At 70.9% G+C, this 21,864-nt stretch carries 21 protein-coding genes; 5 read left to right on the top strand and 16 right to left on the bottom strand.

Annotated elements, in window-relative coordinates:
• The first annotated feature begins 164 nt into the window (after positions 1 to 164).
• Positions 165 to 1,118, top strand: a complete 954-nt coding sequence (locus F4561_RS06315) for a helix-turn-helix transcriptional regulator (protein ID WP_184575684.1) — start codon at positions 165 to 167, stop codon at positions 1,116 to 1,118.
• On the opposite strand, the gene F4561_RS06310 is transcribed toward F4561_RS06315, so the two are convergent.
• The 7 genes from F4561_RS06310 to F4561_RS06280 all read right to left on the bottom strand — a co-directional run bounded on the left by F4561_RS06310 (position 1,111) and on the right by F4561_RS06280 (position 9,488).
• A complete protein-coding gene (locus F4561_RS06310; protein ID WP_184575682.1) occupies positions 1,111 to 3,393 on the bottom strand; it encodes an ATP-binding cassette domain-containing protein in 2,283 nt (760 codons plus the stop codon). The two genes, F4561_RS06315 and F4561_RS06310, sit on opposite strands and share 8 nt — an antisense overlap.
• 160 nt (positions 3,394 to 3,553) lie before the next feature.
• Positions 3,554 to 4,108, bottom strand: coding sequence for a TetR/AcrR family transcriptional regulator (locus tag F4561_RS06305; RefSeq protein WP_184575680.1), 555 nt, complete (start codon positions 4,106 to 4,108; stop codon positions 3,554 to 3,556).
• Between the two features lie 99 nt (positions 4,109 to 4,207).
• Positions 4,208 to 5,614: an MFS transporter gene (locus F4561_RS06300; RefSeq protein WP_184575678.1), complete on the bottom strand. Its 1,407-nt coding sequence runs from the start codon at positions 5,612 to 5,614 to the stop codon at positions 4,208 to 4,210.
• A 376-nt stretch (positions 5,615 to 5,990) separates the two neighbouring features.
• The gene (locus F4561_RS06295) at positions 5,991 to 6,644 is read right to left on the bottom strand and encodes a response regulator (protein ID WP_184575676.1); all 654 of its coding nucleotides are present in this window, start codon (positions 6,642 to 6,644) and stop codon (positions 5,991 to 5,993) included.
• Complete coding sequence (locus F4561_RS33595; protein ID WP_184575674.1) at positions 6,641 to 7,756, bottom strand: sensor histidine kinase; 1,116 nt, start codon at positions 7,754 to 7,756, stop codon at positions 6,641 to 6,643. Before F4561_RS33595 ends, F4561_RS06295 begins: the two co-directional genes overlap by 4 nt.
• Positions 7,757 to 7,771: 15 nt before the next feature.
• Positions 7,772 to 8,593, bottom strand: a complete 822-nt coding sequence (locus tag F4561_RS06285) for an ABC transporter permease (protein ID WP_184575672.1) — start codon at positions 8,591 to 8,593, stop codon at positions 7,772 to 7,774.
• The gene (locus F4561_RS06280; RefSeq protein WP_184575670.1) at positions 8,583 to 9,488 is read right to left on the bottom strand and encodes an ABC transporter ATP-binding protein; all 906 of its coding nucleotides are present in this window, start codon (positions 9,486 to 9,488) and stop codon (positions 8,583 to 8,585) included. Before F4561_RS06280 ends, F4561_RS06285 begins: the two co-directional genes overlap by 11 nt.
• 282 nt (positions 9,489 to 9,770) lie before the next feature.
• Here F4561_RS06280 and F4561_RS06275 point away from each other — a divergent pair, with 282 nt between their 5' ends.
• Positions 9,771 to 10,619 (top strand): NAD(P)H-binding protein, encoded by an 849-nt coding sequence (locus tag F4561_RS06275; protein ID WP_184575668.1) that lies wholly within the window; start codon positions 9,771 to 9,773, stop codon positions 10,617 to 10,619.
• 48 nt (positions 10,620 to 10,667) lie between these two features.
• Here the strand turns inward: F4561_RS06275 and F4561_RS06270 are convergent, their stop codons facing one another.
• From F4561_RS06270 to F4561_RS06235, 8 genes are all read right to left on the bottom strand, one after another.
• Complete coding sequence (locus F4561_RS06270; RefSeq protein WP_184575665.1) at positions 10,668 to 11,234, bottom strand: hypothetical protein; 567 nt, start codon at positions 11,232 to 11,234, stop codon at positions 10,668 to 10,670.
• 242 nt (positions 11,235 to 11,476) lie between these two features.
• Positions 11,477 to 12,766: a cytochrome P450 gene (locus tag F4561_RS06265; RefSeq protein ID WP_184575662.1), complete on the bottom strand. Its 1,290-nt coding sequence runs from the start codon at positions 12,764 to 12,766 to the stop codon at positions 11,477 to 11,479.
• Entirely contained in the window at positions 12,763 to 13,338 is a 576-nt protein-coding gene (locus F4561_RS06260; protein WP_221445808.1) for a GTP-binding protein, read from the bottom strand. The genes F4561_RS06265 and F4561_RS06260 overlap by 4 nt, the downstream gene beginning before the upstream one ends.
• Before the next feature lie 46 nt (positions 13,339 to 13,384).
• On the bottom strand, positions 13,385 to 13,744 hold the full coding sequence (locus F4561_RS06255; RefSeq protein ID WP_184575658.1) for a DUF742 domain-containing protein: 360 nt from the start codon (positions 13,742 to 13,744) through the stop codon (positions 13,385 to 13,387).
• A complete protein-coding gene (locus F4561_RS06250) occupies positions 13,741 to 14,178 on the bottom strand; it encodes a roadblock/LC7 domain-containing protein (protein WP_184575656.1) in 438 nt (145 codons plus the stop codon). Before F4561_RS06250 ends, F4561_RS06255 begins: the two co-directional genes overlap by 4 nt.
• A gap of 221 nt (positions 14,179 to 14,399) precedes the next feature.
• Entirely contained in the window at positions 14,400 to 15,998 is a 1,599-nt protein-coding gene (locus F4561_RS31950) for an ATP-binding protein (RefSeq protein ID WP_221445383.1), read from the bottom strand.
• Between the two features lie 351 nt (positions 15,999 to 16,349).
• Positions 16,350 to 16,994, bottom strand: coding sequence for a GntR family transcriptional regulator (locus F4561_RS33590; protein ID WP_184575654.1), 645 nt, complete (start codon positions 16,992 to 16,994; stop codon positions 16,350 to 16,352).
• A gap of 183 nt (positions 16,995 to 17,177) precedes the next feature.
• Positions 17,178 to 18,071: a hydroxymethylglutaryl-CoA lyase gene (locus F4561_RS06235; protein WP_184575652.1), complete on the bottom strand. Its 894-nt coding sequence runs from the start codon at positions 18,069 to 18,071 to the stop codon at positions 17,178 to 17,180.
• A gap of 146 nt (positions 18,072 to 18,217) precedes the next feature.
• Between F4561_RS06235 and F4561_RS06230 the strand changes: the two genes are divergently transcribed.
• On the top strand, positions 18,218 to 19,432 hold the full coding sequence (locus F4561_RS06230; RefSeq protein WP_184575650.1) for a CaiB/BaiF CoA transferase family protein: 1,215 nt from the start codon (positions 18,218 to 18,220) through the stop codon (positions 19,430 to 19,432).
• 240 nt (positions 19,433 to 19,672) lie between these two features.
• On the top strand, positions 19,673 to 20,272 hold the full coding sequence (locus F4561_RS06225; protein ID WP_246437149.1) for a GNAT family N-acetyltransferase: 600 nt from the start codon (positions 19,673 to 19,675) through the stop codon (positions 20,270 to 20,272).
• A gap of 36 nt (positions 20,273 to 20,308) precedes the next feature.
• Here the strand turns inward: F4561_RS06225 and F4561_RS06220 are convergent, their stop codons facing one another.
• Positions 20,309 to 20,725 carry a CoA-binding protein gene (locus F4561_RS06220; RefSeq protein WP_184575648.1) on the bottom strand — a complete coding sequence of 139 codons (417 nt, stop codon included), beginning with the start codon at positions 20,723 to 20,725 and terminating at the stop codon, positions 20,309 to 20,311.
• Between the two features lie 457 nt (positions 20,726 to 21,182).
• On the opposite strand from F4561_RS06220, the gene F4561_RS06215 reads away from it, so the two are divergent.
• Positions 21,183 to 21,806: a TetR/AcrR family transcriptional regulator gene (locus F4561_RS06215; protein ID WP_184575646.1), complete on the top strand. Its 624-nt coding sequence runs from the start codon at positions 21,183 to 21,185 to the stop codon at positions 21,804 to 21,806.
• Positions 21,807 to 21,864: the final 58 nt, after the last annotated feature.

The following is a 21,864-nucleotide window of genomic DNA, read 5'->3' as shown; positions in this document are numbered from 1 at the left end:
GCGTTACTCGCGCGTCCCCGGTCCCGCGGTTCCCCGGAACGATGCCGGTTCACGACCGCGCCCCACCGGCCGGGTCGTGTTGGGCACGCCGCGGGCTCGTGCGGCCGTGCGGCACTCCTGGCACGCGGACGGTTTCCGGCCGCGATCCGTGTCAGGCTGAGGATATGGCCGAGACCCCCGCCCGCACGCTCCAGTTGCTGTCACTGCTGCAGAACCGCCGGGAGTGGCCCGGTCGCGAGCTGGCGGAGCGGCTGGAGGTGAGCCCTCGGACCCTGCGCCGGGACATCGAGCGGCTGCGGAGTCTCGGCTACCCGGTCCACGCGCTCCCCGGTGTCGGTGGCGGATACCGGATGGCGGCGGGGGCGAACCTCCCTCCCCTGCTGCTGGACGACGACGAGGCGGTGGCGATCGCGGTCGGGCTGCGCACCGCGGCCGGGGGCACGGTCGCCGGCATCGAGGAGACCTCGCTGCGCGCGCTGGCCAAACTGGACCAGGTACTGCCGAAGCGGCTGCGGGGCCGGGTCAGCGCGCTGCAGGACTACACACAGCCGATGTTCGGCGGCGGCCCCACCGCGAACCCCGACTACCTCGCCCGCATCGCGCAGGCCTGCCGGGACCAGCAGCGGCTCCGGATGGGCTACCGGGCGCGCGATGGCGAGCACGGCAGCCGCCTGGTGGAGCCGTACCGCCTGGTCCACGCCAGCCAGAAGTGGTACCTGCTGGCGTGGGACCTGGACCGCACGGACTGGCGCACGTTCCGGGTCGACCGCATGGCGTCCCCCGCGCTCACCGGGGCGCGCTTCCAACCGCGGGAGCTGCCCGCCGACGACGCCGCTGCCTACGTCGCCGAGTCGGTCATCTCCTCACTGGCGCGCTACCGGGCGCTGGTAACGCTGCACGCCCCGGTCGAGGTGGTCGCCGAGCGCCTGCGCCCGCGCGACGGCGTGCTCACCGCTGTCGACGGCGACTCGTGCCAGCTCCGCACGGCCGCCGACTCGCTGGAGTGGCTCGCCCTGACCATCGGCCTGTTCCGGATCGAGTTCACGGTCCACGAACCCGCCGAGCTCGTCGAGTACGTGGCGGAGCTGTCGGCGCGCCTGCGCCGGTCGGTCACCTGAGGCCCCGCGCTGGTTGGGCGGGCAGGGACTCGGCGAGGAACCGGCCGGTGCGGCTGTGCGGCGCACGCGCCAGATCCGCCGGGGCGCCCTCGAAGACCACCTCGCCGCCCGAGCTGCCGGCTCCCGGGCCCAGGTCGATCACCCAGTCGGCGTTCTTCACCACGTCCAGGTTGTGCTCGATCACGACAACGGTGTTCCCGCGGTCCACCAGGTCGTCCAGGACGCGCACCAGGCGGTCGATGTCGGACATGTGCAGCCCGGTGGTCGGCTCGTCCAGCACGTAGACGCCGCCCTTCGTGCCCAGCTCGGTGCCGAGCCTGACGCGCTGGCACTCCCCGCCGGACAGGGTGTTCAGCGGCTGGCCCAGCGGCAGGTACCCCAGCCCGACCTCGTCCAGCGGGCGGAGCGTGCGCTGGATTCCCGGCTCGGTGAAGAACCCGATCGCGTCCGCGACGCTCATCCGGAGGACCTCGTCGATGCTCCGACCGCGGAGCGTACGGCTGAGGACATCGTCGGTGAACCGCCGGCCCGCGCACATCTCGCAGGTGGTGATCATGGGGTCCATGAACGCGAGGTCGGTGTAGATGACCCCCAGGCCGTGGCAACTCGGGCAGGCTCCTTCCGAGTTAAAACTGAACAACGAGGGGCTGAGGCCGTTGGCCCTGGCGAACAGGCGCCGGATGTCGTCCATGACTCCCGTGTAGGTCGCGGGGTTGGAGCGCCGGTTCGTGCTCACCGCGGACTGGTCGATGGCCACCGCCGAGGGGTTCTGGGCCAGGAACACGTCGTGGACCAGGGTGCTCTTTCCCGAACCGGCGGGTCCGGTCACCACACTCAGCACGCCGGTGGGGATCCGCACACTGACGTCCTTGAGGTTGTTCCGGCGCGCGTTCGACACGTGCACATGGCCCATCGGGTGGCGCGGCTCCGGCTTGAGCGCCAGGCCCCGGTCGAGGAACCTTCCGGTGCGGGTGTCCGCCGTGCGCAGCCCGCTCACGTCGCCCTGGTAGACGATCTCGCCCCCGGCCGCGCCGGCGCCCGGACCGAGGTCGATCACGTGGTCGGCCGACTCGATGATGTCGCGGTCGTGCTCCACCACAAGGACCGTGTTTCCCTTCTCCACGAGCGTTCGCAGCAGCGTACTGAGCCGCCGCACATCGCTGGGGTGCAGGCCGATCGTGGGCTCGTCGAGGATGTAGAGCACGTCCACCAGCGAGCTGTTCAGGTGTCGGACCATCCGGATCCGCTGCGACTCGCCTCCGGAGAGGGTCGCGGTCTCCCGGTCGAGGCTGAGGTAGTCCAACCCCAGGGTGACCATGTGCTCCAGCCGTTCCAGGAGGTTCTCCACCAGCGTGGACACGGTGGGCTCGGTGATCCGCTGGACGGCCGCGACCAGGTCCGTGATCTCCATCGACGCGAGATCGGCGATGGTGTGGCCGTCCAGCAGACAACCCAGGGCCCGCTCGTTCAGCCGCCTGCCACCGCAGGTCCGGCACGTCGCGACGGACACGACACCTTCCAGTGCCCTCCGGTTCTTCGCGCTCATCGCGTCGGGTTCCTTGCGCAGGTAGAGGCGGTCGAATTTGGGCACCAGCCCCTCGTACCGGGAGTTGATCCGGCCGCCCTGCCAGTCCAGGGGCACCGACCCCTCCGTTCCGTAGAGCAGGGTTTGCCACTCGCTGTCCGGGTAGTCCCGGAGCTTCTTGTCGTTGTCGAAGAGCCCCGAGTTCACGTAGAGCTTCCAGAACCACCCGTTGACGGCGAACGCCGGATGCCGGATCGCGCCCTCGTTGAGCGACTTCGCGGTGTCCAGCAACCGCTCCAGGTCGAGCTGCGAGCGGCGGCCGAGCCCTTCGCAGTCCGGGCACATGCCGGCGGGGTCGTTGAACGAGAACGCGTTGGAGTATCCGATCCAGGGCGTGGCGGCCCGCGAGAACAGCAGCCTGAGCAGCGCGTAGAGGTCGGTGATGGTGCCGACGGTGGACCGGGAGTTCCCACCGATCCGCTTCTGGTCGATGATCACCGCGGTGGAGAGGTTGGCGATCACGTCCGCGTCGGGCTGGCCGTACTTGGGCAGGCGGTTGCGCACGAAGGCGGTGAAGGTCTCGTTCAACTGCCGCTGGGACTCCGCCGCGACGGTGTCGAACACCAGCGACGACTTCCCGGACCCCGACACTCCGGTGAACACCGTCACCGCGTGCTTGGGGATCTCCACACAGACATCGCGGAGGTTGTTCTCGCGCGCGCCGACGATCTGGATGTGCTTCTGCTGCATGACGTTCCCGTTGGGTGTCAGCCGGCCCTTGCGGGCCCGGCGGGATGACGAGGTAGTCCGTCACGCTAACGACGATCGCGGCCAGAACCTGGCCGCGATCGGTACCCGGGATGCTGACCGCGCCGGGTTCCGCGGGCGGCGGGAACGCTTCGGCGCCTGCCTACTTCTCGCCGGCCAGATAGCGCTGCAGGGTGGGGCCGAGCCAGCCGACGATCTCCTGGCGGTCCATGGCGGCCACGGGCGGCATCCGCAACACGTACCGGCACAGCGCCACGCCGAGCATCTGGGTGGCCACGAGTCCCGCCCGACCCCGGGCGGACTCGGTGTCCCCGGTCAGTGCGGCGATGGTCGGCACGAGTTGTTCGGCGAAGATCGCGCGCATCCGCTCGGCGACAGACTCCTCGGTGACGGCCGTCCGCAGCAGGATCCGCAACGACTCGTTGTCGTCCTCCCACCGCCGGAAGAAGTGGCCGGCCAGGGTCGTTCCGGCGTCCTCGCGCGGGACCCGCCCCAGGTCCGGCATATCCAGGTCGAACTCCGCGGCGGCCGCGAACAGCCCCTCCTTGCTGCCGAAGTAGCGCATCACCATGGACGGGTCGATGCTGGCGTCCGCCGCGATGGCCCGGATCGTCGCCCGGTCGTAGCCGTCGGTGGCGAACCGCTCGCGAGCGGCGGCCAGGATCTCCCGCTTGGTCTCTTCGGAGCTTCTCCGCATACCAACAATCGTAGGCCAATGCGCGTTGGCAGTGTCCGCCGAGCCAATGAGCAGTTCGCCGGGGGCGGTTTTCGACAATCGGGACCGGGACGGGCACCGTCAGTCGGGTGCGGGGGTCCCCTCCCCCGCCGGGGGCTCTGGTTTGGCCGCCGCGAGCACGCTCTCGGCTTCCCGGTCGAAGTGCATGCGTCCGAGCAGCACCAGCAATCCGGCCACCAGCAACGCCGGGAACAATGCGGCCATTCCCAGCATGAGGTTGCCGTTGTTGGCATCGGAGACCGCGCCGACGACGACCGGCCCCAGCGAACCGCCGATGACGAGGAAGTTGAGGACCGCGAAGCTCATCCCGCGGGAGCTCGCCTGCACGACGTCGGCCATGGAGGCGAAGAAGTTCGGAATCCCGATCGCGGTCAGGAAATTCGACATGCCGAGGAAGACGATGAACATGCCCAGGCCGTCCATGGACAGCGCGATCCCGAGCATGAGGGACCCGACGAGCAGACCGATCGCGCTGGCGAGGAGCCGCCCACCCCGCACCCTGCCGTGCAGCTTGCCGCCCAGCCAGCCACCGAACACCGCCCCGGCGCACACGCCCAGCAGGCCCACCATGGAGCTGAGCAGCGACGCCTCCGCCGGATCGAGGCCGAACTCGCGGTTGAGCAGGCTGGGGACCCAGTACAGGATGCCCTGCAGGCCGAGCGAGAGGCACATCAGACCGCCGCATACGTAGCGCAGCGTGCGGATCCGCCAGATGTAGCGGAGCTGCGTGCCGATCCGGGCGGGACGCTCGGACCCGACAGCCGTTCCGCGGCCGTCGGTCTCGGGAACCGGTACGGGCTTGTCGGAGTCGCGCGCCAGGACCTCGTCCAGGTAGCCCCGAACGGGCTCGCGGAGCCGCCAGCACAGGTAGGCGACGATCAGGCCGGGGATGACCATGCACGCGTAGGCCCACCGCCAGCCGAACGCCTGGCCGACCACGCCGCCGAAGATGGTGCCGATCGCCAACCCGGCGTACTGGGTGAGGCGCACCCAGCCGAAGACCTTGGCCCGGGTCTTGGGCGGGTAGTAGTCGGCCAGCAGGCTGCTCGACGCCGGGTTGTCGATCGTGTCGGCGGCCCCGAGGAGCACCCGGCTGAGGAAGAACAGCGCGAAGACCGGCGCAAGCGCCGACCCGAGCGTGATGAACGACCAGATCGCGACCACGAGCGCGATCAGCGCGGTCCGGTTGAACCGGTCGGCGAGGACGCCCGCGGGGATCGCCATGAGGGCGCCGACGATCAGCGGCGCCGTCGAGATCATCCCGCCCATGGTGTCGCTGAAGCCCCACTCGGCCTGCAGCAGCGGCAGCGCGCCCGATGTTATGGAGGTCTCGATCCGGTCGGTGATACCGACCAGAAAGAGCACGATGAGTGGGGCCCACCCGAAGGGGGCCGCTTCCTTGCCGGTGATGCCTTCGAGCGGAGCGACACCCATCGCGCGCCGCCGGCGCGCCACCGTTTTTGTCATGAGCTCGACCCCCGGTCGCCGGATTTACTTCGGGAGCCAATATATTCGGGTCCCGAAACATTTGTCGCTAGCTCTGCCCAGGCGTTTTTCACCCGAAGCCGTGACCTGGTCAGTCGCCCAGGCAGCCGACACCGCCCGGCTCGCCACCCACGGCCAGCGCACCGGGCCGCGGTTCGGGTGAGCGGGCGGCGCCGCCCCTGAGCGCAGCGCACCCGCGGGGTCCGGCGATGGGCGTCCGGGACCGCGTACCGCTCACCTCATGACTCGGAGACGCGGTCGTCTACCACGCGCCACCGGCCGTCTTCGGACAGACCCGCGACCGGGCCGGCGGGTTCGGGAAGGAGCGGCATAAGCGTCCCGGAAGGCACCACCGCGGTCACGCGGTCAGCCCCGACTGGTAGGCGAAGACGACGAGCTGGGCGCGGTCGCGCGCGGCGAGTTTGGTCATGGCGCGGCCGACGTGCGTGCGGGCGGTGGCGGGGCTGATATAGAGCCGGCTGCCGATCTCCTCGTTGCTCAACCCTTCGCCGACGAGGCCCACGATCTCGCGCTCCCGGTCGGTAAGCGTGCCGAGCCGGGGGTGCGGCTTGGCGGCGCGGGCGGGCCGGGTGGCGAACTCCCGGATGAGTGTCCGGGTGACCGTCGGGGACAGCAGCGCGCCGCCGTCGGCGACCAACCGGACGGCTTCGACGAGCCGGGCCGGTGAGGTGTCCTTGAGCAGGAACCCGCTCGCGCCGTACCGGACGGCGTCGAAGACGTACTCGTCGCGCTCGAACGTGGTCAGGACGATGATCCTGGTGCTGGCGAGGTCGGGATCGGCGCTGATCCGCCGGGTGGCCTCCAGGCCGTCGATCCCGGGCATCCGGATGTCCATCAGAACGATGTCGGGGTGGGTCTCGCGCACGCCGGAGACGGCGGCGGTCCCGTCCCCAGCCTCCCCGGCGAACTCCAGGCCGTCCTCGTTCTCGATCAGCGCGCGCAGCCCGAGCCGGACCAGCTCCTGGTCGTCCACGATCATGACTGTGATCATTCGCCACCGCCGGTCGGGATGGTGGCGCGGACCTCGAACCGGCCGTCGTCCGTGGGTCCCGCCGTCAGCGTGCCGCCCTGCGCGGTGACTCGTTCCCGCATGCCCGGGATACCGAACCCTTCTCGTTCGCTCGCGGCTTCGGGAGCCGGATTGGTGACCACGATCGACACCGCGTCCGGCGCGTAGTGCACCCGAACGGTGGCCGTTCCGGCATCGGCGTGCCGCAGCACGTTGGTCAGCGACTCCTGCACGACGCGGTAGGCCGCGAGGTCGGCGGCGGCCGGCAGCTCCCGCGGGGTTCCGGTGACGTCGAGCGCGATCTCTGCTCCGGACTCGGCCATGCGGTCGCGCAGTTCGGTGAGCTGGTGCAGGCCGGGCGCCGCCGACCGTTCGGGATCGGAGCCGGCGCCGCGGACCGTCTCCAGGGTCGCGCGGACCTCGTCGAGCGCCTCGGTACTGGTGCGGCTGATCACGGTCAGGGCCTGCTCCGCCTGCTCGGGTTTCTTGGCCAGCAGGTGCAGGGCGACATCTGCCTGCATCTTGATCGCCGCGAGTCCGTGCCCGACGACGTCGTGCACCTCCTGGGCGATACGCAGCCGCTCGTCGTACACCCGCCGCCGCACCTCGTCCGCCCGCTCCCGCCGGGCCGCCTGCCAGAGGGTGCGCGCCGTGACCCCGATCGAGAACGGTACGACCACCCATCCCGTCGCCGGCACCAGCCCGCGCAGGCCCGGGAGCGCGTCCGGGTGCGTGAACAGGTGCGGGAGCAGGGCGGCGAACGCGGCCAGCGAGGCCGGCACCGCCCACGCGAGCGGGCGGTGCCGGGCCACGGTGTAGACGGCGACGAAGAACGGGAAGAAGACCGGGCCGTAGGGATATCCGGCCAGCAGGAACCCCGAGACCGCCACGGCCGTCACCGCGAGCGTGGCCAGGGGCCACCGGCGCCGGACCACCAGTGAGAACGCGGCGCCCAGCACCACCCCGAGCGCCCAGAGGTCGACCGGCCGGTCGGCCGCGGCGGCCTGGTCCGTCGCGATGGTGCCCAGCACGCCGACCACCGCGAGCAGCAGGGCGATGGCCGCGTCGCCCAGCCACGGCTTCGGTGCTCCCACGTCCGCCGTCCCTTCTCAGGCGATGTCCCGGCGGTGCAGCAGCCAGCCGCCGACAGCGCAGAACGCCAGCAGGTAGGCCGCTACCACGAGTGTGGCGTGTCCGGGTTCGACGATGTCGGAGACACCCGGCGTGTCCCTGGCGCCCGCGGCGTAGGCCAGGGCGCCCGCGTTCGGGCCGGGCAGCCACTCCTGCGCGCTGGCGACCCAGTCGAGCAGCGGAGCGGCGATCGTGGCCAGCAGGTTCTGCACGGCCAGCAGCCACACCAGTCCGAGGCCGATCGGCAGCGCGACACCGCGGAGCGTGATGGCCAGAGCGGCGCCGAGCGAGGCCCACATGAGCGCCATGAGCCACCCGGCTCCAATCCCGAAGCCGAGGTCGAGCGGCCCCGGCCAGTCCAGCGGCTGGCTCTCCGCGGAGGCGATGACCGCACTGGCCGTGGCGGTGCAGGCGAACAGGGTGAGCACGCCGAGCATCGTGCCCAGGGCCAGGGTGGCCAGCTTGGCGGCGTAGACGGACATGCGGGCCGGCCGTTGCGCCAGCACCGCCTTCCACGTGTCCCACCCGTACTCGCTGCCCGCGACCAGGACCCCGAAGATGAGCGCGAGGGCGCCGGCGAAGATGGGCAGCCCGCCGACAGCGTTGCCCAGGAACATCTCCGGCAGCATCGCGGCGAGCCCACTGTCGGCGGCGGGCGTTCCGGAGGCCATTCCGGTGAGCCCGGCGTAGGGGATCAGGTAGCCGAACGCCAGGGTGAGCGCGGCGGCCACGGCCAGCAGGAGCCAGTTCGCGGGCCGACGGGCCTGCTTGACGAGCTCGGCGCGGACGTTAGTCAGCATCGGTGCCACCTCCGGTCAGCTTCAGGAAGGTCTCCTCAAGGTCGGGCTCGTGCCAGCGCAGCTCGCTGACGGACACGCCGGCGTCGACGAGTCCGTGATTGATCTCGGCCGCCCGGGCGGAGTCGACGCGCAGGTCGATCGCGGAGCCGGCGCCGTCCGCCCGCACCTGGCCGGCGCCGAGCTGCGACACGAGGTGGCTGCGCGCCCGCTCCACCGGCTCCGCGCGGACACGCAGGGTGCCCCCGGAACGGAGCTCGGCCACGGAGCTCTCGGTGACGAGCCGCCCCTCGTTGATGACGCCGACCCGGTCGCAGGTCTGCTCCACCTCGGCGAGCAGGTGGCTCGACAGCAGCACGGTGCAACCGTCCGCGGCGAGCTTGCGGATCGTGACCCGCATGTCGGCCATCCCCGCCGGGTCCAGCCCGTTGGTGGGCTCGTCCAGGATGAGCAGCTCGGGCTCCTTGAGCAGTGCCCCGGCCAACCCGAGCCGCTGCTTCATGCCCAGTGAGTACACCGAGTACCGGTCGCCGGCGCGGGCGGTCAGGTCCACGGTCGCCAGCACGGTGGGAACCCGTGAGCGGCTGACGCCGGCGTGGTCGGCGAGGACCCGGAGGTTGTCGCGGCCCGACAGGTAGGGGTAGAAGGAGGGCCCCTCGATCAGGGCGCCCACCCGGTCCAGGTGACGGGGCCCGGGCGCCAGACCGAGCAGCCGCAGGCGGCCCGAGGTCGGCTTGATCAGCCCCAGGAGCATGCGCAAGGTCGTGGTCTTCCCGGCTCCGTTGGGCCCCAGGAATCCGTAAACCTCGCCGGGGCGCACGGTGAGGTTCAGGTCCCGCACCGCCGCGATCGGACCATAGCGCTTGGTCAGTGCGGTGGTCTCAACTGGTGTGCTCATGCCCCCAGGTTCGGCCCCGGGGCTGGTTCCCGCGTCCGCTGGTGAGCGGGGTCTTTCCTGCGTCATCTGGCGTAGGCGGCGCTGGCGGAGTACGCGCCACCGCGCGGCGGTCCGGCACGGCCGGGACCGATCCCGGGATTGACACCCCCCAACGCGAGAAATAGCTTTGCTAACACATATATTTTGGTTCGCTAACCAAATCACCCCTCCCGGGAGAGAGTCCCGCGGGGAGGGGCCACCGTCAGAGGCTGGACACGCAGCCCGGATCAGTAAGGAATCGCCGTGACTGTTCTTGTCACCGGAGCCCGCGGCACCATCGGCGGCCGCGTCATCGCCAAACTCGCCGAGGCCGGACACAGTGTGCGCGGGTCCGCCCGGGACGTGGCGGACCTCGAACTACCGCCGGGTGCCGAGGGCGTTGAGTTGGACATCACCAGCCCGGACAACGCCAGTACGGCGTTCCGGGGCATCACAACGATGTTCCTCTACCCGGTCCTCGGTGACCCGAGCGCCTTCCTGGCCCGCGCCAGCGAAGCGGGCGTGCGCCACGTCGTGCTCCTGTCCTCGCCGGCGTCCTACGAGGCCGGCGAGTACACCAGCCCTCTCGGGGTCGCCCACCGGGCCATGGAACAAGCCCTGGAGGCCTCGGGGCTGGACCACACCGTGCTGTACCCCAGTTGGCTGGCCAGCAACGCGCGCCGCGACTGGGGGGAACCGGTCCGCGCCCGCGAGCCCGTCGGTATCGCCTACCCCGATGCGCGGGTCACGCCCATCCACATCGACGACATCGCCGACGTGGCCGTGGACCTGCTGACCCGGGACACGCATCGCGGCAGGATGCAGGTGGTGACCGGACCGGAGTCGCTGCGGGTGCGCGACGTGGTCACCAGTCTCGGCGACGTGCTCGGCGCGCCGATCACCATCGAGGAACTCACCCGCGAACAGGCCCTCGCCCAGCGCGCGCCCTGGATGCCCGAACCGGTCCTTGAGGCGCTGCTCGACTCCGCCGCCGCGGCCACCGGTACGCCCGCCCCCGTCACCAACGCCGTCGAGCGGATCACCGGCCACCCCGCGCGCACGTTCCGGGAATGGGCGCACGCCCACCGCGCCGCCTTCGAACCCGCACCCTGAGGTGGGCGGTCGTCTCCTGCCCACCCCAGGGTGCGGGTTCGGCCGGACTCAGCGAGACGCCGCACCGGCCACACGCTCGCGCGGCGCTCGCTCGGAGCGGCGGCGGATCCGGCCCCACGGCTTGAAGACCGCCAGCAGCGTCGCGATGAGCAGCAGGGTGGGCGCTACGAACACCGGGAAGAGCAACATGGTGGGTTCGGGAAGTGTCGGTGTCCCCGCCGCGAGCTGCCGGCCATAGTCCGCGGCCAGCTCGATGTCCGGGCGCAGCGCGAACACGATGAGCGCGGAGAACACCAGGTTGATCGCCAGCTTCGCCGCGACCCACCAGTACCGGAGCAGGCCGTACTTGGTCCCGAGCCCCAGGACCACCCCGGTGCCCAGGCAGGCGAGGCTCACCGTGAACATCGGTACAACAGCGAAGAACTGGAGCGCCTGGAAGCACGTCGCGGCGACGCCGGGATCAGCGGTCAGCAACCCGGTGATGACCAGAATCCCGAGCGTCGCGTCGATCCCGATCCAGGCTCCCGCGAAGACGATGTGCGCCGCCAGTACTCCCTTGCGCGCGCGGACGCCCAGCTTGAACAGCCGACCGGGTGCCGTGGCACTACCTGCCATGATCAGCCTCCCTCGCCGAACCAACGGCCGGTGGCGGGCGTCTCCGGGTGTGCGCCGGTTCGTCACCCCGCCCGATTACGCGTCCATCGTGGCCGCGCGGGAGTTCCGGGACGTCCGCTCAACCGCGGAACCTTCGCTACGTCGAGCGGCGTAGTTCCAGGCGCGGAGATCCGGAACAGTGCGCAGCTCGGGCCCGCGGCATGCGAGTGCCCGGCACGCCCTGACCACCCCGCGCGGGGTGGTCAGGGCGTGCCGGGGCCGCGGGAAACGGTCGGAGTGAACACGACCGGGAGGGAGGCCAGCCCGCGCATCCACACCGATGGCCGCCAGCGCAACTCGGAGTCGGATACCCCCAGCTCGATGTCGGGCAGCCGGTCCAGGAGCACCTCGATGGCCGTGCGGGCCATGATCTCGGCGAGCTCCGGCGCCGGGAACGGGCACCCGTGCTCGCCGTGCCCGAAGGACATGTGGGCGCGGTTGGCGCCGGACTCATGCGGCTCCGGCCGCACCTGCGGGTCGGTATTGGCCGCGGCCAGCCCCAGGACCAGCAGGTCTCCCTTGCGAACGCGGCGGCCGCCCAGGTCGCAGGACCGCGTGGCCCAGCGCCCGATGAAGTTCTGTGTGGGGGTGTTCTTCCACAGCACCTCGGTCAGCGCCTGGTCGGCGCTGCTGCGCCCGCCCTGCAGGGTCACCGCGAACTGGTCGTCGACCAGCATCAGCCGAAGGGTGTTGCCGATCCAGTTGCCCGTGGGCGCCTGGGCGGCCAGCATCACCAGCAGGTCGATGACGCTCTCGTCGTCGGTGAGCCCGGCCGGGTGCGCGAGCAGTAGCGAGGGGATGTCCTGGCGGGGCCGTGCTCTGCGGTCGGCGACCAGGTGCCGCATCCGTTCGTACAGCCGCTGGTACGCCTGGGCCGTCTCCTTCTCGAAGTCGAGCGAGTCGAAGATGTCCTGGACGAGCCCGGCGATGTCGGATTCGGGCAGCCCGAACAGCTTGGCGGTCACGCGCGCGGGGTTCGGGTGGGCGTACTGGGCGACCAGATCCGCCTCCCCGTCCCCGGCGAACGCGTCGACCAGCTCGTCGGCCACGTGCTCGCAGACCGACGTCAGCTCGGTCCGGTTCAGGGTGTCCAGCGCGTCACCGATCGCCGCGGCGCGCCGCTTGTGCTCCGGCCCCTCGGTGAACATCACCGAGGGGGTCCATGCGACGTAGGGCATCAGGGACCAGTCGTCGGGGACGAGGTCCCAGGCGTTCCAGCGCCGGGAGTCGCGCGCGAACCGCTGGGGGTTGCTGGCGACGTGGTTCAGCTCGCGGTACCCGAGCACGAACCATGCGGGAATGCCCCCGTCGAGCACGATCGGGGCGACCGGCCCGTACCGCTGCCGGACCTGGTGGTACAGGGCGGCCGGGTCTTCGGCGAGCTGCAGGCTGGAGAACCGCTCCGCCTCGACGTGGTCGGGATACTCCGCCCACACCGGCCGGTCGTCGCGCGAGGGCGCGGCGGACCCGGTTGGGCTGGTTGGATTCGTCACGGCGTGCTCTCCTGGGCGGGCGAACGGTCGTAGGTGTGCGTGAGGTGCCGGACGAGCGTAACCAGCACGTCCTTGCAGGACTGCCGCTCTCTCGCGTCGCAGTCGAGCAGAGGAACGTCGCCGGACAACGACAGTGCGTCGCGCACCTCGTCGAGGCCGGGCCCCGGGCCGAACCGGTTCACGGCGACAACGAACGGCATCGCGTGGTGCTCCAGCCGGTCAACGGAGTACCAGGAGTCCGCCATGCGGCGGGTGTCCACCAGCACCACCGCGCCGAGGCTCCCGGCGAACAACTGGTCCCACAGGAACCAGAACCGCTCTTGACCCGGGACCCCGAACAGGTACAGGACCTTCTGTTCGGTGAGCGTGATCCGGCCGAAGTCGAAGGCGGCGGTCGTGGTGCTCTTGTGCCGCACGCCGCTGGCGTCGTCGATCCCTACCCCGGCCTGGGTCATGATCTCTTCGGTGCTCAGCGGGCGGATCTCGCTGACCGAGCCGACCATCGTTGTCTTCCCCACGCCGAAGCCACCTACGATGACGAGCTTCAGGGCGTCGTTGGTGGTCGCGCGCAGCGATGCGGGGCCGGCGTGCGCCGTGCGTTCCGCGGCTGGAGTGGCTTCACAGGCTTTCGAGTGCACTGAGCACCTGTTCCAGGGTTTCCGGGGCGGGTCGGTCCGCCGGCGCGGTCGCCGACGAGGGGTGGCGGACGGTGATGCGGCCGGTGTCCAGGAGGTCGCACAACAGGATCTTCACGACGCTCACCGGGAGCGCGAGTTCGGCGGAGATCTCCACTACCGCCATCGGCCGCCGGCACATCGCCAGGACCCGTGCGTGCTCGGACTGCATCCCGGAGTCCGGCTCGCATTCGCTGACGATGAGCGTGACCGTGTCAAAAGCACTCGCATCGGCGCGGTTGCGCCCACCGGTGACGGTGTAGAGCCGGTCGGGCTCCTCGTGGTCAACAGGCCGCTGGTTCATGGCCGTGGTTCGCCGCTGCAAACGGGTTGGCGCGGCGCCGCGGTCAGGTAGTCCCCGATCTGCTCCACCAGCTCGTTCATGTTGTGCCCAACAAGGCCCACGTCGGCGTCCTCCTCGGCCAGCACGGCCAGGTGGGCGCCGGCAGACGCGGGCACGATCAGCAGCAGCCCGCCCCCGAACTCCAGCATGGCCTGCCCCGAACCCTTCCCGTCGCCGAATTCGGCAGAGGCGCTGAGAGACAGGCTCTGGACTCCGGCGGCGATGGCCGAGAGCTGGTCGGCCCCGTCCTCGCCCAACCCCGGGGTGAAGCACATCTTCAGGCCGTCCCGCGACAGCACCAGGACCTCGCGGGTTCCGGGGGTCTTGTCCAGGATGTTGTCCAGGAGCCAGTGGAGGCCGCGGCTCGTCGTCGTTATCGGGTTCGGATCGCTCATGGGAATCGTGGGGTGTGGTCCTGCCGTGCGCTGGAGCCCGACCCCTGCCTCCTGTTCCTCTCTAGGCCGTACGGCGGTGGACGCCGTTCGGCTTCCGGGTCGCTACGTGCTGGAGGGATGCGTGAACGTTTGCCGCGCTGACCGGGCGGGCGGAGCGGAGCACCACCGGGCTTGCCTCCGCTGGGCCGCGCGGGTGCGCCGCTGGTGGGCTCGGGCGACGCTCACTGCGACTCCTCGCGGTCGTCCGGCGCGGTACCGCCGCTCGCCTTGCGGAACGCCGCGAACCGTGCCGCCGGATCGCCGCGTTGTCGGGTGGTCGCCGTCGAGGGCGGGGGGTGTTCCGTACGCAGAGCCGCGGCGAGCGTCGCCCCGCGGCGCCGCTTCGGCAGTTTCTCCGACCCGTCACCGACGTCGGGCTGGGAGGGCATGTCCTGCGCGGCGGCCCGGTCCGCGGCCGCGGACCGGGCCGCACCGTCTCTCGCGGGCAGCGCGTGCGTCTGGCGGGGCTGCGTGATCAGGTGGCGCGGGATCAGCAGCACCACCCCGGTTCCCCCGTGGTCGGAGGGCCAGAAGTCGACGGTCAGCCCGTACTTCGCGCACAGCCGGCCCACCACCGCCAGTCCCAGCCGGGTACCGGTCAACGTGGTCAGGTCGAGTGTCTCGGCGACCAGCGCCTCGGCTCGCCGCTGCTCACGCGGGCGCATACCCAACCCGCTGTCCTCGATCGTGACCGCGACGCCGGAGTCCTCCTCCGCCACGTAGACGTGGACCTCGGTGTCGTGTGCGGAGAAGGTGGTGGCGTTGTCCATCAGCTCGGCCAGGGTGTGCATCACGCCTTCGGCCGCGTAACCGGCGACCGCGACGGTGCTGGTCGAGTGGGTCCGTATGCGCCGGAAGGCGCCGATACGCCCCATGGCCCCGCGCAGGAGGCGCTCCATGACGATCGGCTTCGTCCATCGCCGTCCGGAGCGTCCACCGCTGAGCACGGCGAAGCTGTCGGCCAGCCGGCCCATCTGTGCTGTCTGGTGGTCCAGTTCCAGCAGGTCAGCGAAGATGTCGTCCTGGTCCCCGTACTGGTCCTCCAGCTCTCGCAGCTTGGCGAGCATGGTGGTCACCCGGGCCTGGCCGCGGGCCGCGGCGCTCGCGCACGCCGCCATCGCCGCCGCGCCCGTGCGCTCGGACTTGCCGATGTGGCGCGCGGTCTCGCGGAGCAGGGGCCGCAGGCACTCCTCGCCGGGCTCCGCCAGCTCCGCGAGCACGGCCTCCGCGGATACCGTGCGGTCCGTGCGCAACCGCCTGACCAGCACGGGAAGTGTCTCGTCGGTGAGGTGAGCGGCGTCCTGGCGGATCGCCGCCAGCTCCGCTGCCGAGGCCGAGGCCCGCTGTTCGGAGTCGCTGAGCTGGCGGGCGGCCGCGCGGAGCAGGAGCCGCAGGCACTCCTCGTCGGGCTCCGCCAGCTCCGCGAGCACGGAATCGGCGGTCCGCCCGTCGCGCAGCTTGCCGCCGAGCGCGGGGAGCACCTCCTCGGCGAGCCACGTGACGTCTTGATCCAGACGTGCGGCGCGCGCATCGGCGAACGCGGACTGTTCGCGCGATCGGCGCGCCACCGCCGCGAAGTAGGCCGCGACAGCGACAGCGGCCGAGAGTAAGGCGCCCGCCACTCCGCCGGCGGTGGTCGCAAAGGGCACCGCGTCCGCGGGGGCGGCGCGTACCGCCCACAGCCACGCGCCGCCGGTGACGAGCACCGCGGCGACCAGAACGAGCAGCGCCAGACTCGCGGGAGGGAGCGGCTGGCGCCGGCCGGATGCCTGGGCCGACATCCCGTCAGCTCCCCGTGGGAAGGCGGCCGCGGGTGAAGGAGGGCCGCGCCGGCCCCGCAGAGGCGCGTGAGCGCGGCAGGGGTTCACCAGCGCGGCGGGCTGGCGCCCGAACCACCGGATAGACACTGACGACTAGTTCGCAAACACGCAGAGTATCCATACTGCTTCCTGCGATCGAGCATCATGAACCGCACCAACACCACCGCGGCCCATGATTCGTTGGGGAGCGAGGTGCATTCGAGGAGCGATGATGCCACCCCGTTACACGGTCGCGCAGGCGATTCCGGTAGTTGGCCAACATCGGCCCCTGGGCGACCGCGCGCCCCGCACGCGGCTCCTCGCGCCGCGGCGTCAGCCGCAGAAGCTCCGCAGCAGGACCGTCTTGGCGGCGAGTACGTGCGAGCGCATCACGGACTCGGCCCACATGGCGTCGCCGGCCCGCAACGCGGCGACCAGCTCGCGGTGGTGTGCCCCGCTGCGCATGAGGTCCTCAGGGCTGTAGCGGTGGAACGTGCGCACGACGAGCGGAAGTTGCACGACCGAGTTGAGCATGGTGACGAGCCGCTTGCTCGCCGCGGCCGAACGCGCCAGGCCGTGGAACTCGGCGTTCAGCTCGGTGACACGGTCGAGATCCTGGCGCGGGCCGGGGGCGGCGGCCTCCTCCATGAGGCCGCACAGCTCCTCCATGCGGTCCAGGTCCTTGGAGGTGATCCGGGTTGCGGCACGCGCCACGGCGAACCCTTCGAGCAGCATGCGCAGGTTGTAGATCTCATCGAGGTCCTCCGCGGCCCACTCGACCACGCGCGCGCCCCGGTGCGGCAGGACCTCTACCAGGCCCTCCATCTCCAGGCGGCGCAGCGCCTCGCGCACCGGCGTCCGGCTGGCCCCGATGCTCTCGGCGAGCTCGGTCTCGCCGAGGTGGACACCCGGCGCGTAACGGCCGTCCAGGATGCCTTCGCGCACCAGCGCGTAGACGCGGTCCACGGCGCGTACCACGATCCCCCCTTATGTCGCGCGTGCCAGCGTGAGCGGAGCCTCGAACACCGGTACTCCCGGCCTCAGAACCGGGCCGGACGCCGTGGTGCCCCGCCGAGCGACGCCCCTGGACGCCGGGTTGGCGGTGTCCCGGCGTCCGCGCCTCAGCATGGCCGACCCCGCGCCGCCCTGGCCAACCCGCGTTCAGTTGGGAAACGCGCCAGCACGCGGGAGCAGGCCCGGGGTCTCACGTCCGATCCGGTCACCGAGCCAGCGGGCGCTCTCCAGCAGCGGTTCCAACTCCACACCGGTGCGCACGCCCATCCTGGACAGTGTGTAGAGCAGGTCCTCGCTGGCGATGTTCCCGGTCGCGTTGGGCGCGAAGGGGCAGCCGCCAATCCCGCCCAGGCTGGCGTCCAGGGTGGAGACACCGTACCGCAGGGCGGCGACCGCATTGGCGTAGCCGGTGTTGCGCGTGTTGTGGAAGTGGCAGCGGGTGGGCACCCCTGGTGCGCGCTCGGCGAGGCCGCCCAGCAGAGTCTCGACCTGGTCGGGGGTACCCGCACCGATGGTGTCGGCGAGGGCGATCTCGTCGGGCCCGGACTCCAGCGTGCGCGCCGCGAGGTCCAGCACGGTAGCCGCGGACACCTCGCCCTCGAACGGGCAACCGAAGGCGGCGGCCAGGGTCACGGTGGTGCGCACCCCGGCGGCGCGCGCCTCTGCGGCGATCCCGGCCCAGTTGCGCACCGCCTCGTCGACCCCGCAGCCCTGGTTGCGCTGGCTCAGCGTCTCGGTCACCACGACGACGGCGTTGACCTCGTCGACGGCGGCCTCAAGCGCACGCCGCATCCCGCGCGGGTTGAGCACCAGGCCGGTGTAGGAGACTCCGGCGCCGCGCGGTACCGCCGCCATGACGTCCTCGGCGTCGGCCATCCGGGGAACCCGCTTGGGGTTGACGAAGCTGACGGCCTCGACTCGCCGTACGCCCGCGGCGATACTTCGCTCGATCAGCTCCACCTTGTCCCGCGTGGACAGTTCGGCGGGCTCATTCTGCAGGCCGTCGCGGGGAGCGACCTCCATGAGGGACACACTGCGCATTCATTGCCTCATTGTATACGACCTGTTAGCTTATTCTAGATTCTCCCAGTTCATACCCTGCGTCAATCAATAGTTCCAGCTATTTTGCATACAACTTTGCCCGGTCTTCGGTGACCGGCCCCCAGCCGAAAGCGAGGAACGAATCCATGCCCGGTAGCGACGAGCAGGTCCCCGGCCCCCTGGCCGGTCTGCGCGTGCTGGAGATGGGGCAGCTACTCGCCGGCCCGTTCTGCGGTCAGCTTCTCGGTGATCTCGGCGCCGAAGTGATCAAACTCGAGGCGCCGGGTTCGGGCGACCCCATGCGGCAGTGGGGCCGCGAGAAGCCGCACGGCAAGTCCCTGTGGTGGCCCGTGGTCGCGCGCAACAAGAAGTCGGTCACCTGTGACCTGCGGGTGCCCGCTGGACAGCGCCTGGCCCGCGAGCTGGCCGAGCGCGCCGACATCGTGGTCGAGAACTTCCGTCCCGGTGCGCTGGAACGCTGGGGACTGGACTACGAAACCCTGGCCGAGGCCAACCCGGGCCTGATCCTGGTACGGGTGACCGGCTACGGGCAGAACGGCCCCTACGCCCCCCGGGCAGGGTTCGGCTCCATCGGCGAGGCTATGGGCGGGCTGCGCTACGTGACCGGAGACCCCTCGAACCCGCCGTCGCGGACGGGCATCTCGATCGGAGACTCCCTGGCCGCGGTCTTCGGCACGATCGGCGCACTCGCCGCACTGCACGGCCGGGAGCGGACCGGGCGCGGCCAGGTGGTCGACTCGGCGATCTACGAGGCCGTGCTGGCGATGATGGAGTCGCTGCTGCCCGAGTGGGAGATCGGTGGCTACCAGCGGGAACGCACCGGGGCGGTACTACCGAACATCGCGCCCAGCAACGTCTATCCGGCGCGCGGCGACGAGCTGGTGCTGATCGCGGCGAACCAGAACTCCGTGTTCACGCGGCTGGCCGAGCTGATGGGACGGCCGGAACTCGCGGAGGACCCGCGTTACGCCACGCACTCCGCGCGCGGGGCGAACATGACCGAGCTGGACACGCTGATCGGCGAGTGGACCGCCCGCTTCGGCGCCGACGAGCTGCTTGAGCGGCTCCACGAGGGCGGCGTCCCGGCGGGCCGGATCTACACCGCCAGCGACATGTTCGCGGACCCGCACTTCACCGCGCGCGACGCGATCATCCGTCTCGCCCACCCCGAACTGGGCGAAGTACCGATGCAGAACGTGGTCCCCAAGCTCAGCCGGACCCCTGGGACGGTGCGCAGCACCGGACCGGAGCTCGGCGAGCACAACAACGAGATCTACCGCTCCGTTCTGGGCCTCGCCGAGTACGAGGTCACCGGACTGGCCGAGCGCGGAGTCATCTGAGTCCGGGCAAGGGCCGCCCGTCGTGATGTGGGTGCGTGGTTAGGCGTCCGGCGGGGGCGGCGGAGGCGTCTTTCGCGTTGAGGGTGGCCGTGGGGGCGTTCTCGGCGGCGGACATGTCCCCCGGCCGCCTCGATGCGCCCCACTATCGGCCCGAGGCCCGCGGCGCGCCCGGGTGGCGGAGTAGGGTGTTCCGCGGTACCTGGTAGCGCGGTTCCGGCGGGTGGCGCAGGAGGAGGACGCATGCGAGCGGAGATGTCCAAGGGGGCGGAGCGGCCCGATACCGGGACCGGCCCCGCGTTCCGTGTGGCGACCGAGGCCGACACGGAGGCGCTGGTCGAGCTGCTGAACTCCGCCTATCGCGGCGAGACCTCCCGTAAGGGCTGGACGACCGAGGCCCACTTGCTCGGCGGGCAGCGCGTCGACCCCGAGGGTGTCGCCGAAACCCTGACCGCGCCGGACACCCGCATCGTGCTGGCCGAGGTGGCGGACCGGCTGGTGGCCTGCTGCGAGCTGCAGCGCGGCGGCGACGGCGACGCGTACTTCGGCATGTTCGCGGTCCGGCCGGATGAGCAGGGCGGCGGGCTGGGCTCGCTGCTCCTCGCCGAGGCCGAGCGAATGGCGGGCGAGTGGGGATGCGAGCGTCTCCGGATGGTGGTGATCCGGCAGCGCGCCGACCTGATCGCGTGGTACGAGCGCCGCGGCTACCGCCGTACCGGGGTGGAAGCACCGTTCCCCTATGGCGACCCGCGGTACGGCCTACCCAAGCGCTCCGATCTCGTCTTCGATGAGCTGGTCAAGCCGATGGGAGCCGAGCGGCACGACGACCGCGCCCCGGCCTGAGAGAGCGCTGCTACCGGCGTACGGTGAGCGGGTCCCTCACCCCGCGAGCTTGGGTAGCTCGATGGCCGGGCAGCGGTCCATGACCATGTCGAGGCCGGCCTCGCGGGCGCGCTGGAAGGCCGCCTCGTCGACCACTCCGAGCTGGAACCAGACCGCGCGGGCACCGACCGCCACCGCCTGATCGGCGATGCCGCCGGCCACATTGGAGTTGACGAAGACGTCCACGACGTCCACCGGAAAGGGGACCTCGGCAAGGTTGGCGTATCCCGGCTCGCCCGCCACCTCCTCCGCTCGCGGATGCACCGGAACCACGCGTTTTCCGTGCTCGCGCAGCACCCGCGCGACCCCGTGCGCGACCCGCGCCGTGTTGTTGGACAGCCCCACAACTGCCCACGTGTCGCCGGACTCGGTGAGGATCCTGCGGATGGTCGCCGCATCGCCATAACTCGTCATACCTGTCTGCAACCGCGATCCGGGCGGCGGCATTTCCCCCTGGCGCCGCCCGGTTCGGCGGCCGGGACTGCCAATTGGGCATGCTCCGGCTCCTTGGGGATTCTCCTGCGCGCCAACGAAGAAGTACGTGCCGGTTCGTATGCTGGCCCTAGCGCTGTGGCCGCGCGCGATGGCCGGCACCGGGCCACCGCTTCCAGGAAGCCGGTCGTGGTTCCCGTGGTGGCGCGGGCCGGGTGCGCCCGGGTGACCGCCATCGGGTTCGGTTCCCTAACCGGTCGGGCCCAATTGTGTGGCGAACGCAATGGTCCCGCATCCGCCATAGCGGCTGATAAAAGTAAATCCTAGGATAAAATTCTAAGAAATCGTCGGTCACGCCACCCGGCCTGTCCTTCCCTTGAGGGCATCCCGAGCACCGAGACGTATGCTCCGAGGGGCGTGGCGACACGCGGGAGGTCAGATGGCACGGAAGGTCGCTCGCGAGCCTGGGAGCAATGCTTGGCAGTGGAGCCGCACAGCGGAAACCCGCCGGGTGATGCTGCAGGCGGCGCGCGAGGTCTTCACCGAGCGCGGGTTCAGCGAGTCCAGTATCGCCGATGTCGTGCAGCGCGCGAATTCCAGCGTTGGCAGTATCTACCACCATTTCGGCGGTAAGACCGAGCTGTTCCTCGCCCTGTGGGAGGACCACCAGAACAGCTACGAGGAGCACGCCACGGCCGCCGTCGCGCAGGCCCGCGCGAACGGTGAGGAGGATCCGCTGGAGCTCTTCATCGCCGGGGCCAAGGCCTTCTGCGAGGACACCTGGGAACGCCGCGACCTGCAACGGCTCTTCCTCGAAGGCGACGCCCCGCCCGGCTTCCACGTGATGCGCCGGGCCCGTGCCCGCGGGTGGGTGCGGCAGAACGCGGTCCTGTTCGGCGCCAGCACCGAGGCCGCCGACCGGCTGCAGGTCTCGGTGCTGACCGCGATCATCGGTGAGGCCGCGCGGGAGATCACCGCCTGTGAGGACGAGAGCGAGGTCTCCGCCATCACCGACGCCGTGGCCAGGATGCTGCGCCGGCTCAACCCCTTCCAGGAGGAGTGACCGCGAGGAGTGACCGCGCCGGGTAGGGAAGCTGACCAGCCCGTCTTCCGGTTCGGTT

It is taken from the genome of Lipingzhangella halophila (assembly GCF_014203805.1).
Taxonomy (GTDB): Bacteria; Actinomycetota; Actinomycetes; order Streptosporangiales; family Streptosporangiaceae; genus Lipingzhangella; species Lipingzhangella halophila.
Note: the sequence above shows the minus strand (reverse complement) of the source record. Positions and strands in the feature narration are given on the sequence as shown.